Raw genomic sequence first — 15,468 nt, 5'->3', positions numbered from 1 at the left:
GGGAGGGGGGACGTCTCACATCGCCAAGCTGGAATGGTCACCCATCTTGGCGTGATGGAGCTGGTCGAACAGCTCCCCGACCGCGTTGCCGTCGAGCTGCGTGTGCCCGGCCCCATGCTGGCTCGCCAGGTCATGGTACTGCTGGAGGACGTTCTTGAAGAATTGGCCGCCGATCTCGGGCTGCGATCCAGACGAGCCGTGCCCCTGGAGGGCGGCAAGCATCGACGAACCGTGATGTTCGCCGAAGAAGTGGCTTGCCCAAGAATGCGCACTTCCAGATGCTGACCCGTCATGCGCGGCGGCCGATGCTCCGGTGGTGGACGAAACCGGATCCGCGGAGGCACCCGGCGTGGGCGTGACGGCAGCGCCGGTAGAGGATTCTCCGGAGCCGCTAGCCTGCGTTTCCGGATCGGACGATACCGCGGTCACTGGGCTGGAGGTCGTCGACGGATCGGCAGTCACGGGTGTCGCGACGGTTCCTGTCGACGGCACGACGATGGGGTCGGTGTGCGAGGTGACGGGTGTTGACGGATCGGTGGTCGCGACCGGGTCGGTATGCGCGGCGGCAGGCGTCGTGCTCGCTTGATCTGGGTCCGAGACAACCGGAGCGCTCGTGCTCGCCGCCGAACTCGGAATCGCCGGAGCCCCCGGATTTCCCGTCGAAAGCGTGCTGTTGGCATCCTGCCCGGATACCTGACGATACTGGTTCCAGTCGTAAAAACCGTTCGTCCAGGCAAAGTGGTCGCCAGACGGATCGGAAACGTAATATTGATTGTTGTTGAAGGTGTTGCCGCCCGCGGCCAGCCCGGATTGGTCGTAATCCGCGATGGAGCCCGACGCACCGCTGCCCGGCGTTCCGTCGACGATGACGTTGTCGTGCACTGAGTTGCCGGTGGTTACCCACGGCCCGTGACTTCCCGTTCCGCGATCCTGTTGGATCAGCGAGATGGCGTTTCCGCCAGCCGACGCATCGACATGATTGCCGTAGACATCGACGTTCTGAGAGTTCTGGATCTGGATACCGCCGTTCCAAAGCCAGCCCGTGCCCTCGGTGCCGTTCCCTGTGACGACGTTGTTGCGGATCGTGGCGTCGTAGCTGATTTCGTGGTTGATACCGCCCGAAATATTGTTGGTAACGGTATTACCGTCGTAGAGCGTGTTGATGTTGTTGATGTCAGTCCATAGACCGTAACCGTTATTGTCGTGCGAATAGTTGTCACTCACCGTTAGGTGATTGGTTTCGGCGAATTTTGCGCCGCCACCTTCCCATCCCCGGTTAATCCCCGAGAAATAGCCGTTATGGGCAATCTCGTTACCTTGAATGAGGACGTTGTCTCCACTCGCGCCGAGACCCATCTGTCCATTGTCGTGAACGTAGTTGCCTTTGACCTGACCGTTCGAGCCGGAATAAATACCGACGCCGTAGTTCAGGCGCACTTCGTTGTTCTGGATCGTCCAGCCTTCGGCGGAAGAATTGTATCCGATCGCTCCGGCTTGTGCCGGGACATCGTATTTCTCAACGACGAGGTTCTGGACGACGACACCTTTGGCAGCTCCCCCAATGGCGAACGGGCTGACGCCCGCTTCGACCTTGTGGCCCGTCGGATCGTTCTGAAAATAGATCTTGTCTGCAGCGTAATCGAAGTAAAACTTACCAGGCGCGACTTGAGCCAAGGAATCGACGGGCGTCAGGGGTTTGTCGTCGATGAAGAACGTCTCCGGATAGCCCGCGCGCTCGGCACCCGGCGCACCCTCATCCGTGCCCTGCCTGAAGCCTTCCTGGGTTTGGCCGCTCGCGACCCAATTCTGTCCGTCCTTGCTGAAATCCGTGATCAACTTCGACCCATTCAGCACGGCTCCCTGCTCGCCGAGGAACTGGTCGTTGTCCTTCGGCGTCACCGACTGCATGCGGTGCTCCCCGGCCTCGATCCAGAACACCGATCCGGCCGGAGAGGAGTCGACCAACTTCTGCAGATCCGCGCCGACGGGAACCGAGATCGCGCCCGCGGGCTTGGTCAGCGAAGTAGTACCGAATGACTGTGATGCCACTATTGCACTCCACGTGATGTTGCGGCTTGAATAGTCGTGGTAGTTGGTCCCAGATTGGGATTTTATGCTGCGCAGACCGCTCTATTGGACTGATGTTTGATAGGGATTTTCATGCCTGCGGCTTGGCCATTTGATACGCGGGCTCTGCCTGCGTTGTCTTGCTTTGACTCGCCAGATGATCGCGACAGCGCGCCGAAAGGCTCCAGAGCGATTATTGGAATTGTTCTTGCGCGCCATGAACGCGGTATTCACGGCCAGAACGTCCGGGACTTCGAGCGATGTACGGAGGTTCGGTGACGCTTCCCGGCCCCATCCTCCCGCCCCGTGCGTCGGTCGGCGGTACCGTGGTTCGACTCGCCATCGAGCGTCTGGCTCAGGCAGGGCTCGATCCTGAGCCACTGCTTCGGCAGTCCGGCTTGTCGGACTTTGCCGCCGAGAATCCCGACGCCGTCTCCGGAGCCGACGCGCAAGCCGTCTTCGTGAACGCAGCCGCCGATGCGCTTCAGGACGCATCCTTCGGGCTGCATCTGGCGCAGGATTACGATCTGCGCGAGCTCGGATTGCTCTTCTACCTGATGATCTCGTCCGAGACCGTGGGAGAAGCATTGAGGTGCTTCGAGCGCTTCGGATCTGCCGACGATCCGAGCCTCTACGGCTCCTACCGGATCTCGGACATCGCCGTGACGGTCGCCGTCGGGCATGCGGAGCCCGACCGGCAACTCGATCGCCAGCTTTCCGAATTCTGGCTCCTCACGATCTACCGACTGGTGGCCTCATGCGTCCCGGAAACAACGACGCCAATCTCCATCAGCTTGAGGCAACCGCAGCAAGACGGCACCACCGCGGCCCAGAGGGGTTTTCCGATACCCATCGACTACGATGCTTCCGAAAATCGGATCGACTTCGAAATTCAATTGTCGGATGCAAAACTAACGACATCCGACCCGTATCTTCACATCTATCTTCTTCAACACTTCGAAACTCTCGTAGAAGCGACGCGCTGGGAGCCGGCGATCCTGTGGTCGCGCGTCAAGAAGGCCATGGCGCCACGGCTCTCCCACGGAACGGTGACGATGGCGAATATCGCCAAGGATCTCGGGATGAGCACGCGCACCCTGTCTCGGCGGTTGAGCTACGAGGGCAAGACGTTCAGCGCGATCCTCGATGAGCTGCGGGCAGAGCTCGCAATCCACTACATCAAGATCAAGGGGATCCCGATTTCCGAGATCGCGTGGCATCTCGGGTATCGGGAAGCCAGCGCCGTCGTCGTCGCCTTCCGCCGCTGGACGGGCATGTCACCGAGCCAGCTGAGACGGACGCACGTCTTGAGATCGGAATCGCCCGAGGCGCTGTTGCATCGCGATCAGACGAACGGCCGGCTGGGAGGACGTCACTAGAGCACGCTGAGTCCCGGCCTCGTCGGCAATGGTCGTCCGCAGCGATACGGGCATTCGGACGGGGCCGTGCTTTGTGGTTAGCTCGACAGGGTGGATTGCGCTGTCGCGCCGTCACGCCAAGATCGAGGCCGTTGCGACTGGCACATTTCGGCGTCGGTGCCCGCCTTCGTCGAGACGGACGCTACGAAGCAACGGGCCCCTGACCGAGCGATCGGTCAGGGGTTATCTCCAAGACGATCTCGACTATCCGACCAGGGCCAGCGGCACGCGCGGCTCGTGGTCGACGATGCTGGCCTTCCCTCGACCGACACCGACGTAGCGGAAGCCGGCCTTGTCGGCCTGCTCTGGCCCGTAGATGTTGCGCAGGTCAATGAGATTGGGCCGCGCCATCAGGCTTCGGATGCGGACGAGATCGAGCGCTCGGAATGCGTCCCATTCCGTCACGATCGCAACGGCCTCCGCGCCGGTCACGCAGTCGTAGGCATCCCGGCAATACTCGACGTCGTCGAGGACCTCGCGGGCACGGTCCATGCCGACCGGGTCGTAGGCACGGATGCGCGCGCCGGCATCCTGCAGAGCCGTGATGATGGAGATCGCCGGGGACTCGCGCATATCGTCCGTATTGGGCTTGAAGGTCAGACCGAGCATCGCGATCGTTCGGCCACGGACGATCCCGCCACACGCACGGATGATCCTCCGAGCCATGGCGCGTTTGCGCTGATCGTTCACCGCGGCAGCGGTCTCGATGATCCGTGCAGGCGCTCCGTGATCCTGCGCCATCTTGATCATGGCCTGAAGATCCTTGGGGAAACAGGAGCCGCCGAAACCCGGACCCGCGTGAAGGAACTTGCTGCCGATCCGCTTGTCGAGGCCGATCCCGTGCGCGACCTCCTGCACATCCGCGCCAGCCTGTTCACACAGGTCTGAGACCTCGTTGATGAAGGCGATCTTCGTCGCCAGGAACGCGTTGGCCGCGTATTTCGTCATCTCGGCGCTGCGTCGTGCCATGAACAGGAGCGGCGCCTTGTTCAAGAAGAGCGGGCGGTAGATCTCCGCCATCACGTCCCGGGCTCGATCGTCCTCGGCGCCTACAACGATGCGGTCGGGCCGCTTGAAGTCGGCGATCGCGGCACCCTCGCGAAGGAATTCGGGATTGGAGACCACGGCGTAGTCCAGTTCGGGACGAACCTCGCGAATGACACGTTCAACATTGTCGCCCGTCCCGACCGGAACGGTCGATTTGACGACGACGACCGTGTAGCCGCGGAGCGCTGCCGCGACGTCACGGACCGCGTCCAGGACGAAGGTGAGGTCCGCCTGTCCGTCTCGAGACCGCGCCGGCGTTCCCACTGCAATGAAGACCGCTTCGGCATCCGCGACGGCGTCGACGACCGTGGTCGAAAAGGTCAATCGGCCCTCGATCGCATTCTTGGCGACCAACTCGGCGAGTTGCGGTTCGTAGATGGGGATGGCGCCTCGCTGAAGCGCCTCGATCTTGCTCGCGTCGCGATCGATACAGACGACGCGGTGACCGAAATCCGCAAGGCAAGCGCCGGTCACGAGGCCCACATACCCAGAGCCGATGATTGCGACACGCATCGTAATGACCTCCTGTTGGTGCGACGAGGCCTGCGCAATGCAGCCACATGTGAACTCGAAAAAAACGAACTATAAAGTCATCACACAGAGTTTAATTCTGTAAAACTCGTAATAGTACTGATTTTACAAGTACTAACAAGAAGTTTATTCAGAATGATATTTGTCATTCTCGAATATCTTGGATGCCATGCCTCGGCTCAGGGGCTGCCAAATCTTGGCAGCGCCATCCATCGATCGCGTCCCATCAGCGGGACACCGATCGCCGCTGCAGCTCACTCGGCCGCGGCTCTGTGCGGCTGCTTGGCTAAGCTCATCTCGTCGGCCAGCGAGAGCAGCACGGCCAAAACCTCGTCCTGCTCGCTTTCTCGAAGGTCCGGGAAAAGCGGCAGAGAGAGGGTGCCTTCGCCCCAGGCTTGCGACACGGGCACGAGCGGCGCCTCGACGGTCGAGCGGTAGTAGGTGAGCGACGGAACGCTTCGATAGTTCACCGTCGCGCCGATGCCGGCTTGGCCGAGAGCGTAGAGCACCGCGTCACGACCGTCGCCCGGGATATGGATCGGGAAAAGGTGCCGCGCGGAGACGGCTCCCGGTGCGATCGTCGGCCAGGTGAAGGGCGTGCCGGCAAGCGCTTTCTCGTAGCGCAGGCTGAGGGCCTCGCGTTTCACGAGCCGCTCTTCGACGGTGTCGATCTGAGGTTCGAGCAGCACCGCCAGCAGGTCCGGAAGGTTGGCTTTCGTCCCCAGGCGGTCGATGTCCCAGTGCTTGTAAGAGCCACCCTGGAAGCGCTGAGCCGCGCCGGCCGACATGCCGTGCAGCACCGTCTGCGTCAGCAGCCTCGCGAGTTCGGGATCGTTGGTGATCACCGCGCCACCTTCGCCGCAGGTCACGTTCTTGGTCGCGTAGAAGGAGAAGATCGCGGCGTCGCCGTCCTGTCCCGGGCGGCGCCCGAACCGGCTGCCCTCGAAGCAGTGCGCGGCATCTTCGATGATGCGCACGGAGGGCGGAAGCACCTTTCGTAGCGCGGGTATGTCGACCATCTGGCCGTAGAGGTGGACTGGGATGACGGCGCGCGTCCGTGGCGTCAGCGCCGCAGCGACCAGTCCCCGATTGATCAGCAACGTCGATGGGTCGACATCCACGAAAACGGGCGTTGCGCCGACGAGCCGGACCACGTTCGCGGTCGCCGCGAAGGTCATGGCCGGAACGATCACCTCGTCGTCCGGCCCGATCCCGTAGGCGAGGAGGGTTGCGATCGCCCCTTGCGTCCAGCTCGACGTCAGCTTGGCATGATCGACGCCGAAGAAGCCGCGCAGCCTTTCCTCGACGCGCGCGCCCTGGGGGCCCGTCGTCAGGAACGGACTCGCCAGCACCTCGGCGATGCGCGCGCCGGCCTCGGGCGTGAGGGAGTGTCGGTAGAAGGGAACGGCCATACTTCACCTCCTGGAAATCGACGCACCTGCGGTGACGGGAACCGGGGCGGCGAGGGGTATGCAGATAACCGGCGACGACCTCGACGACCGGGAGATCGTCTCCCCGCGAGGTCGGGGATCGAGAGCCGATCCGTGGCGTGCTCTCGATCCGGCTTTGATGCGGATGGCGATGTCGAGGCCAGTGCGCCTGTTCGAACGCAGAGGCCGACGACTGTCGCCTCCATGGCGACGGATGATCAGATCATCGCGGCTTGAGCAGAGGCCTCACGAAGCTCGGCATCCGCGACGATCGCGCCGATCGGCGCCAAATCCGCCACCTCCTCGAGGGGAGCCTGCAGCAGGTTGCGCGCCTCGTTCATCAGCCTCGCATACCATCTGACGGTGTAGCAGCTCGGAGACTCGACCAGCTTGCCGCTCGCCAGCGCCGTCGCGATCTCGACGACGCCGTCTTCGATGCTCGTGCTGGGCTCGTAATTCAGGACGTTGCGGATCTTCGAGAAATCGACGTGATAGTCCCGCTTGTCCGCTTTCGAGTCCAAGAACTCGACCGAGCAGGGCCGCGGCGAGAGGTTCTTGACGGCGAGGGCGACGTCGAGGATCTGCCGGTTGTCCCAGCCGACGTTGAAGACCTGTCCGGCAACGACGTCGTGCGGTGCGCGCAAGGCCTTGAGAAAGGCTCCCACGACGTCTCCGACGTGGACGAAGGGCCGCCACTGCGATCCGTCACCGCCGATCTTGAGGTGACCTTCTTTCGCGGCGTCGAGCGTCATCTGGTTGACGACGAGATCGAACCGCATGCGTGGCGATAGGCCGAAAACCGTCGCGTTCCGCATCGCCGTCGCAGTGAAATGACGGTCGCTCAGGGCCAGCACCGCCGCTTCGGCTCGCGTGCAGGTCTGAGCGTAGACCGTCAGCGGGCGCAGCGGCGCCTCTTCCGTAAGGAACATCTCTTGCCCAGCGCCGTAAACGGCGCACGAACTCGCGAACACATACCGCCGGACGCCCGCCTGTTTGGCCGCGTTGACGACCCGAATTCGCCCAGTCTCGTTGATCGACTTCGTGAGCTCGGGATCGAGATCGCCCGATGGGTCGTTGGACAACGCGGCCATGTCGATCACCGCGTCGCAGCCCTCGAAATCAGCCGGGGTGACCGACCTGATGTCGCGTCTCACGATCTCGAGACGAGGATGATCGGAATACTGCGCCAGAGGTTCCTTCCCGAAGAAGTACATATCGATGGCTTTGACCCGATAGCCGCTTTTGAGCAGCCCCCTGACCATGACCGAGCCAATATACCCGCCCGAGCCCGTCACAGCTATTCTCTCGCGCATGGTGCAATTCCGTTATTGATAGCTCCCTGAAAGCCTGGAGTTTGCAGATCAGCGAAGTGCAACATCAAGACTTACGCTGATTTATTACTCATAACGGAAGTTTAAACTCAATCAATCGATGGTATTACGTAGAAATAAAAAGTGTACACCATCGTGGATGACAGATTTCGACGATCGAGCACGAAGGGCGTAGCCCAGAAGCGCATGGAGCTGACTGCGCGGGCATTTGCCATGCAGAGACTTGACGGTCACGCAGTCAGCGTCGCTCGCTCATCGCGATTCCTGCATGCAGGGCGGCCCCGATTTGCCGCGCGTGAGTCGTAGCCGAAACCTAAGCGAGCACGGGTTGCTCGCAGGCGCTGGAGCTGCGATGCCGCAGCAAAAAGCGCTCACCGAGCTCGGTTTCAGACATGTCTATAAAGTATAGCTACCTCCAGAAGCAAAATATTCTGTTATCGTGGCGGTTGCCTACAAACATGCGGGGCTCTCGGCATGATCCGGAAAGTGCTGATCGTTCATAACGAGTATCAGAAGCACGGGGGAGAAGACTCCGTCGTGGTCCAGGAAGAAAATGCGCTCAAGCGGGCCGGCTACGACGTCCAGCTGTTCATGGTGAGCAACAAGGCGATCGAGTCCTTCACAGACAAAGTGCAGGCAGCGTTCTCGGCAACCAATTCACCGAGAATGATCAAGTCCATCGTCGATGTCGCCCGGGAATTTCGCCCGGACGTGGTCCACATCCACAATTTCTTCCCGATGATCTCGCCGATGGTCCATGCCGCTCTGCAGAAGATCGGCATCCCGACGGTCCAGACCCTGCATAATTATCGTGTGATCTGCGCCGGCGCGACGCTCAACAGAAACGGCGCACCCTGCGAGATCTGCATCACCAAGTCGCCCTATCACGCCGTACTCCATCGCTGCTATCGCGGCTCCGTGCTCGGATCGCTGGCCGTCGCCTACTCGGTTCAGCGGCACAAAAGTCTCGGCACCTGGTGGAAACACGTCGACCGGTTCATCGTGCTGACCGAGTTCGAGCGCTCGCGCTACATTGCGGCGGGCTTACCGGGCGAACGCATCAAGACAAAGCCGAACGGATTGGCAGATCCTGGCGTCGGCCCCGCTCAGCGTCGCGGCCTGCTGTTCGTCGGCCGCCTGACCTACGAGAAGGGCGTCGACGTGCTGGTAAAGGCGGCACGGATGGCCGGCTGTCCGATCAAGGTCCTGGGCCAAGGCCCGCTGCAGTCGCTCGTCGAGCAGTCGGCCGAGGTCGAGTACGTCGGCCAGTGCGATCCGAGCGGCGTCCGGGCGGCCATGGCGGACGCGGCTGCGATGATCGTCCCCTCGGTCTGGTACGAGGGATTGCCGATGGTGATCGTCGAGGCCTTCGCCTCCGGCACGCCGGTGATCGCCTCGCGCATCGGCTCCCTCGCCGAAGTCATCGAAGACGGCGTGACGGGAATCCATACCAAGCCCGGAGATGCCGCCGATCTGGCGATGGCCATGATGCGATTGGTCTCCGACCCGGCTATGGCACGCCGAATGGGCGACGCCGCGCGTCAGAAATACGAGGAGAAATGGAGCGAGGCCCCGACCACGAGCCATCTCCTCTCGATCTACGAGGAGGCCGTCGCATCGTTGGCGCGCAAGCAGATCGCGGTCAAAAGCTCGCAGCCGCCGGAGTTGGCCCTCACCTAGGCCGGTCCAGCAGCTCTCGCGTCGGACCGGTCTCGCCAGGCCGGCCGCCGCTTCCTTCCCGCGCCGAGAGGCGAGCACAGGCCATGGAGTGCGGGCCGTGACCCAGTCTACCGTCAGATCCTTCGATCTCGCCCAGCCTGCATCGCGGACGTTCAACGACACTTACGTGGGCGCGCTGTGTGTTTTGCTCGGCGGATACGCGATCGTGGGCAAGACCTTCGCGTATATCGGCGTTCCACCGCTCTACATCGGTGAGATCCTGCTCGTCGTGGGCCTCCTTACGTTCGTTCGATCGGGGTGCTGGCTGGCATCGGTCGCGACCCCGGCGTCCCGAATGCTGCTGGTTCTGATCGCATGGGTCGTGCTCCGCACCGTCCCCTACATCGGAACCTACGGCCCGGACGCGCTTCGCGACAGCGTCATCATCACCTATGGCGTGTTCTGCTTCATCGTCATCGGATTGCTGCTCGAGGATCCGGGTCGTCTGGATCGAGCCCTCGCGTCCTACCACGCGTTCATCCGGGTCTACGCGCTGATCGGCGGAGGCTGCGCGGCGCTGTCCCTGTCCAAGATGCTGATCCCAGGGACGAGCCTCCAAGTGATCGACCTCAGCCCTGGGGCGATCGCCACGCATCTCGCGGGGGCGGCCGCCTTCGCGATCCTCGGTCTGGGACGTTTCTCGCGGTTCTGGGTCGCGATGCTCCTCATCAGCATGGTCATGGTCACGTCGAGCCGCGGGGCGATGCTGGCCTGCATCGTCGCCATTTTCGCATCCGCCATCCTCGGCGGTCGCATCCGGCAGCTCTTGCCCGTGCTCGGGTTCGCCGCCGTCGCGCTGATGGTCGCGTCCCTGCTGGACATCAACGTTCACATCGCTCCCGAGGGCCGCGTGATCGGACCCGACCAGATCATCGAGGGCTTCAAGAGCATCCTCGGGGTGAGCGATGCCTCGAACTATGAAGCCACGAAGGAATTCCGGACACGCTGGTGGTCGACGATCCAGGACTACACGTTCAACGGTCCCTATTTCTGGACCGGCAAAGGCTTCGGCGTGAACATCGCCATGGAGGACGGCTACCAGCTCTGGGCGATCACCGAGGGACTGCGAAGCCCTCACAACGGGAGCATGACGATTCTGGCCCGCGCTGGCGTGCCGGGCTTCCTCCTCTGGGTCGCCCTGTGCGGCACCTGGTTCACGATGCTCATCCGCAGCATGCTGCTCGCGCAACGTCGCAACGAGTCACGCTGGGCAAAGATCTTCATCTGGCTCGCGTGCTACGGTGCCGCCATCATCATCGAGGCGTCCTTCAACGTCTCGCTCGAGGGTCCGATGGTCGGCATCTGGTTCTGGTGCCTGTTCGGCTTCGGGATCGGTGCCAGCATGATGTTCCGGACGGGGCTGATCTCCGAGCACGCCTCCGGCGAGCGGCAACGCGAGGGCTGAGCCGGGCCGGCCGCGCGAAACACGGTCTCCGGCATCCTCCGCGATTACGGCACGGCGGCGATGCCCGGCTCGATCGGGCTGCGCTCGGCGGACGACAGCTCGTCGGCGACCAAGCGGTGCAGCAGCAGTGACGAGACGAGCACGCGGACGGCATTCGCGATGCCTAGAGCGATGCAGGCCCCACTCAGGCCGAAGCCGATGATCAGAGGCGCGGCGGTGACGACGGAGGCGATCATCCCGGCCATGTTCGCGATCATCGCCTGCCTGACCGCGGAGACCCCGTGGAAGTACGAACAGATCATGTCCGCGATGTAGGATATCACCGCTCCGACAGTGAGCAGCCGGACGGGGGTCGCCAGATCGGCATAGACCGATCCGGACCCGTAGATCGCGCTCAGCACCCGCTCGGGAGCGGCTGCGACGACCGCGAGGAAGACGATCGCCATTAGCAATCCCGAGAGCGCGAAGGGCCGCGCCGCCCGCAAGGCCTCGATCTTGCCGCGCAGATGAGCGCGCGCGGTCACCTGCGGGATGACGTTGCTGAGCCCGATGATGAGCGGGTTCAAGATGTTCACGATGTTGATGCACGCCAGGAGAAGCCCCGGAACGACGTTCCCCGACAGGGCGGCGAGGAACCAGAACACAGCCTGCAGGCGCAGGGCCGCGGCGAGATTGCCGGCCAACGACCATCGTCCCAGAGCGAAGAAGCTGCCAGCGATGTTGCGCAGGTCGAGATCGGCGCGGCAGCGCGAGATCAGGCCGGATTGGAAGGCCTGCAGAATCGCAGCCAGACCCGACGTGGCCGCCATGGCATAGAGCGCGCTGGCCAGCGTGAGACCGTCCTGCCGGTAGAGCCAGAGCAGGATGAGGATCTGACCGAGATAGCTGATGATCTCGCCCGGGACGGCCGCAGCGAAGCGAAGCTCCGCGAACAGGCAACGGCGAAACGTCTCTTGGACCTGCCACGCCAGGAAATAGGTGACGACCGGAAGGATCACATCGGTGCGGCCCAACAGGACGCCGACGAGGCAGAGACAGGCCATGGCCGGCACGCACAGGAAGAGCAGCAGGGCGAGGCTCGCCCTCATCAGCTGCACGCTGCGTTCGGCGCTGGAGACGTTCGAGAGCACCGACATCGGGTAGAACACAAGCGACGAGATCGCCGTGTACAGAAGCATTTGTACGCCGAGGAACAGGGCGAAGTTGCCGTACTCGTTGGGTGCGAGCGTCCGGGCGAGCGCGATCGTGAGGAGAAATCCGCCGAGGCTCGCGATGCCCTGATCGACCACGGGCCACAGGATGCGACCTGCGCTCGCCGCCAGTCCGGGCCTGGCCAAGAAGGATTTCAGCCTCCCCGGCGGCCGTGTCGAACCGGCATCCGCATCCACGGAACATGCGCTTGTCTGCATCGGCTGGTTCCGGCTTGGCGGCGAAAGCAATTCTCGTGGATCGATCCCGACGGCTGCTGCCGGCTCTCGGAGAACGGTCGAACCACCATCACGAGAGCGGCGGACTTACGTCTCCGGAGGCTCGTATTCCTCGAGCCTCCGGATCGGGCCACTAGGACGCTTTCAGGTCGATCTGCATGGGTGCCGATCCTGGCGTCTGTGCCGTCCGGGCCCGTCTTTCGTACAGCTCTCTGTACTGGCTGTAGTGATAGCACTGGTCGACGACGCGATCGTGCCGATGGTCGTTCAGATCGACTTGGGTCAGGATGATCCCGCGGACCCGCACCGTTTGCTCCTGGAGACGCTGCAACGCGGCCAGCACCGTGTCCCGCGGCGTCTGCTTCCAACGCACCGCGAGGACGGTCGCATCCGCATGGTGAGCGAGCGTGATCGATTCCTGGAACAGCAGCACCGGCGGCGCTTCGATCAGCACGAGATCGAAGGCCTCGCGGGCGAGGTCCATGAAGCCCGAGAAGGCAGTCGTCGCGTAGAGGTCGCGGAGGTTGCCGCCCGACGAGCCGCGCAACACGGTGAGATCTGTGTTGGCGCGGCGATCCAGGAAGTGCTGCTGATCGCCGAGCACAGCATCGCTCAAGCACATGCGATCGTCCTGCTGATCGTCTTCATCGGGAAAGCAGTCGATCACGAGAACTCGCTGGCCGCGACCGTTCACGGACTTCGCCAGCGCCGTGCAGAGCAGCGACTTGCCCTCTCGGGGCACTGCCGAGGTGACGAGCAGGATCTGAGGGGAGATGGACGAGCGCGACCAGCCGAGCGATGCACCGACGAGCCGAACCGCCTCGTCGAACATGCGCATCTCGCCCGCGGTCGAGCTGCCGTCGATCCTCGGCACCATGCCGAGACAGCGCACGGCGGCGTCCTGGACGAGGTCGGTGGCCGACCGGAATCCCGTGTTGCGTCGCTCCAGGAGGACGGCAGCGCCGAGGCCGGCAGCGCTCGCGCCCAGGATCGACAGTCCGATGATGAAGGCGCGGTTGGGAGCGCTTGGCAGGGAGTTGGGTTGGGCCCGCACAAGAGCCTGAGACGTCGACGACTTCATCCCGGCCAGGGCGACGGCTTGCGCGTAGCCGTCGTTCAGCAGCTTCAGGCGCTCGCGGATCGCCGAGGCGCTGGCCTGCATGCTGATGAGTTGGGTCTCGCGCCCCATCGCTTCGATGACGCCCTTCTTCAGCGTCTCGACTTGGGCGGACAGGACAGTCTCGTCCCCGAGCGCCGTGCGAAGGTCGGCCTCCAGGTTTCCGATGGCCTGCTCCACCTCCTTGCGAAGCCGCTCCTCGACGCCGTCGAGGTTGGCCTTGGCATTCAGGTAGTTCGGGTGGCGAGGTCCCATCTGGGCGACGTTCTGAAAGTCACGCTTGGCCGTCTCGACCGCTTCGAGCATCCTCTGGACGACCGGCGCCCCGGCGAGGTCCTGCGCAGAGGGAACGCTTCCCGCAGCAAAAGCCTCTCGCGCTCGCGTCAGCCGTGCTTCGGCGGCCAGGCGATTCTGAACAGCGGTGCCGAGCCGCGTCGTGGCATCCCGCAGTTCCTGTTGCGCGAGATTCGGAGCGTTCGCGGTGCCTTCGATGTAACCCGTCTTCTGCCGATACTGCTCGACGGCAGAGTCAGCTTGTTCGAGCGCCGCGCGCGTCGAACGAACCTGCTCCTGAAGCCAGACGCTCGTCCGCTCGGCGGATGCGACGCCCATGTCGAGGCGATTGCGCATATACGCGTCCACGAACGCGTTCACGATCTGCGCCGAGCGCTCGGGGTCGGTCGACGTGTAGGTGACGGAGATGAGGTAAGCGCGGGAATCGTTCGTCACGCTCAAGTTGCGCGAGAGTTCCTTGGCGATCGCTTCCGTGACTTTTTCGGGATCGGTCACCTCTGCGCGCAAGTGCAGCCGCGACAACAGCGTCGGCCGCGGCGCGAACGCAGGGTCCTCGCTGAGACCGAGATCCTTGACGACCCGTTGCGCAATGAAATTGGAGCGCAACACGCGGGCCTCGCTCTCCACGATCGCAGAGCCTTCGAGTGTCGCGGTGATGGACTGGGCGGATTGTTGCGCCCCCGGCCGCCCGAGCTCGACCTGGATCAGCGCCTCGGCGGCGTATTTGTTCGGGAGCATCAAGCTCACCGCGGCGGATATGACGAAGGCCACCGCAACGAGTGCTGCGATCAGGCGCCAATATCGTCGAGCTGCTGCAACGATACCAAGTGTTTGACCCTCAGAGGTCTGGCGGATCAGGAAGCTGACACTGCGGCTCGGTTGCTCCACGGTCCGGTTCATTCGATCCCAGCCTTCCGTATAAACTGCGTAGATCAGCTTTCGTCGTCACAAGTATTTTCATCGAAGTAGCCCGGCAGATGATCTGGCAGGACGACGATCGACGATCCATTCGATCCTGCTTCCGCGCTGATGTGAACAGACGATCCGGGACTAGTTCGATAGCCTCTTTGAACATGTGCGGGACCGCTGCCTCCATCCTTTGGTCGAGTCCATCAGAAATTCGGAGTTCGAATGATGCCCGCTCGCTCGACGGTCTTTCTCAGTTTTTTCTTAGTGAATACATATCTAGAATCAGTTTACATTATATATATGTAAAATAGTGTTTGGTAATATGACATTCTGCCAATCTACTGAAATATATCTGCAACAAAATCATAAATCATCGATCGTTCGAATTGGTATTACTCCGATAGGTGGCGTTGAGCATGCCGCGACTGACGCGCAGAATGCCCGCGGCTGAAGGCCTCGGATGCGCGGAGCACGAGACGCCACACCGTCGGACATGATGCGAAACGCCCGCAAACAGCGCGATCACACATGACGCTGCGGATCGAAGCTCTGCCGAGCGCTCCATGGCTGGTTTTTCGCTGCGCGTCTGATCGACCGCCAGGACTTCGGACCAGCAGCCGCAACGGGCCTCGTCCGGCCGACGGGGGCTCCCGAGACCACGGGCCCAGCCGCCCGGGCTCTCCGCCGCGAGGAACGTCGGAGACGGCGCGACCCTGCTTCGCCCTCGGCAGTCCTGCCAATTTTTCCAGGCGACGCGGTGTCCTCGCCGCGTC

At 62.8% G+C, this 15,468-nt stretch carries 9 protein-coding genes; 3 read left to right on the top strand and 6 right to left on the bottom strand.

Annotation, left to right across the window (positions count from 1 at the left end; all coding sequences use genetic code 11):
- Window positions 1-15: 15 nt before the first annotated feature.
- Window positions 16-2,049, bottom strand: a complete 2,034-nt coding sequence (locus GGR33_RS13205; protein WP_183505840.1) for a right-handed parallel beta-helix repeat-containing protein — start codon at window positions 2,047-2,049, stop codon at window positions 16-18.
- Between the two features lie 278 nt (window positions 2,050-2,327).
- Here GGR33_RS13205 and GGR33_RS13200 point away from each other — a divergent pair, with 278 nt between their 5' ends.
- Window positions 2,328-3,446 (top strand): AraC family transcriptional regulator, encoded by a 1,119-nt coding sequence (locus GGR33_RS13200; protein ID WP_183505837.1) that lies wholly within the window; start codon window positions 2,328-2,330, stop codon window positions 3,444-3,446.
- Window positions 3,447-3,689: 243 nt separating this feature from the next.
- Here the strand turns inward: GGR33_RS13200 and GGR33_RS13195 are convergent, their stop codons facing one another.
- The 3 genes from GGR33_RS13195 to GGR33_RS13185 all read right to left on the bottom strand — a co-directional run bounded on the left by GGR33_RS13195 (window position 3,690) and on the right by GGR33_RS13185 (window position 7,806).
- On the bottom strand, window positions 3,690-5,045 hold the full coding sequence (locus GGR33_RS13195) for a UDP-glucose dehydrogenase family protein (RefSeq protein ID WP_183505835.1): 1,356 nt from the start codon (window positions 5,043-5,045) through the stop codon (window positions 3,690-3,692).
- Between the two features lie 272 nt (window positions 5,046-5,317).
- Window positions 5,318-6,475, bottom strand: coding sequence for a DegT/DnrJ/EryC1/StrS family aminotransferase (locus GGR33_RS13190; protein WP_183505833.1), 1,158 nt, complete (start codon window positions 6,473-6,475; stop codon window positions 5,318-5,320).
- Between the two features lie 236 nt (window positions 6,476-6,711).
- Window positions 6,712-7,806: an NAD-dependent epimerase/dehydratase family protein gene (locus tag GGR33_RS13185; RefSeq protein WP_183505831.1), complete on the bottom strand. Its 1,095-nt coding sequence runs from the start codon at window positions 7,804-7,806 to the stop codon at window positions 6,712-6,714.
- 492 nt (window positions 7,807-8,298) lie between these two features.
- On the opposite strand from GGR33_RS13185, the gene GGR33_RS13180 reads away from it, so the two are divergent.
- The gene (locus GGR33_RS13180) at window positions 8,299-9,504 is read left to right on the top strand and encodes a glycosyltransferase (protein WP_183505829.1); all 1,206 of its coding nucleotides are present in this window, start codon (window positions 8,299-8,301) and stop codon (window positions 9,502-9,504) included.
- 97 nt (window positions 9,505-9,601) lie between these two features.
- Complete coding sequence (locus tag GGR33_RS26420; RefSeq protein ID WP_183505827.1) at window positions 9,602-10,948, top strand: O-antigen ligase family protein; 1,347 nt, start codon at window positions 9,602-9,604, stop codon at window positions 10,946-10,948.
- A 44-nt stretch (window positions 10,949-10,992) separates the two neighbouring features.
- Here the strand turns inward: GGR33_RS26420 and GGR33_RS13170 are convergent, their stop codons facing one another.
- Together GGR33_RS13170 and GGR33_RS13165 are read right to left on the bottom strand one after the other, a co-directional pair.
- Window positions 10,993-12,285 carry a lipopolysaccharide biosynthesis protein gene (locus tag GGR33_RS13170; RefSeq protein WP_246413060.1) on the bottom strand — a complete coding sequence of 431 codons (1,293 nt, stop codon included), beginning with the start codon at window positions 12,283-12,285 and terminating at the stop codon, window positions 10,993-10,995.
- 223 nt (window positions 12,286-12,508) lie between these two features.
- The gene (locus GGR33_RS13165) at window positions 12,509-14,686 is read right to left on the bottom strand and encodes a GumC family protein (RefSeq protein ID WP_183505823.1); all 2,178 of its coding nucleotides are present in this window, start codon (window positions 14,684-14,686) and stop codon (window positions 12,509-12,511) included.
- Window positions 14,687-15,468 lie beyond the last annotated feature (782 nt).

It is taken from the genome of Methylobacterium brachythecii (assembly GCF_014196345.1).
Classification (GTDB): domain Bacteria; phylum Pseudomonadota; class Alphaproteobacteria; order Rhizobiales; family Beijerinckiaceae; genus Methylobacterium; species Methylobacterium brachythecii.
The sequence above is the reverse complement of the archived record's forward strand: the minus strand, read 5'-3'. Positions and strand labels throughout refer to the sequence as shown.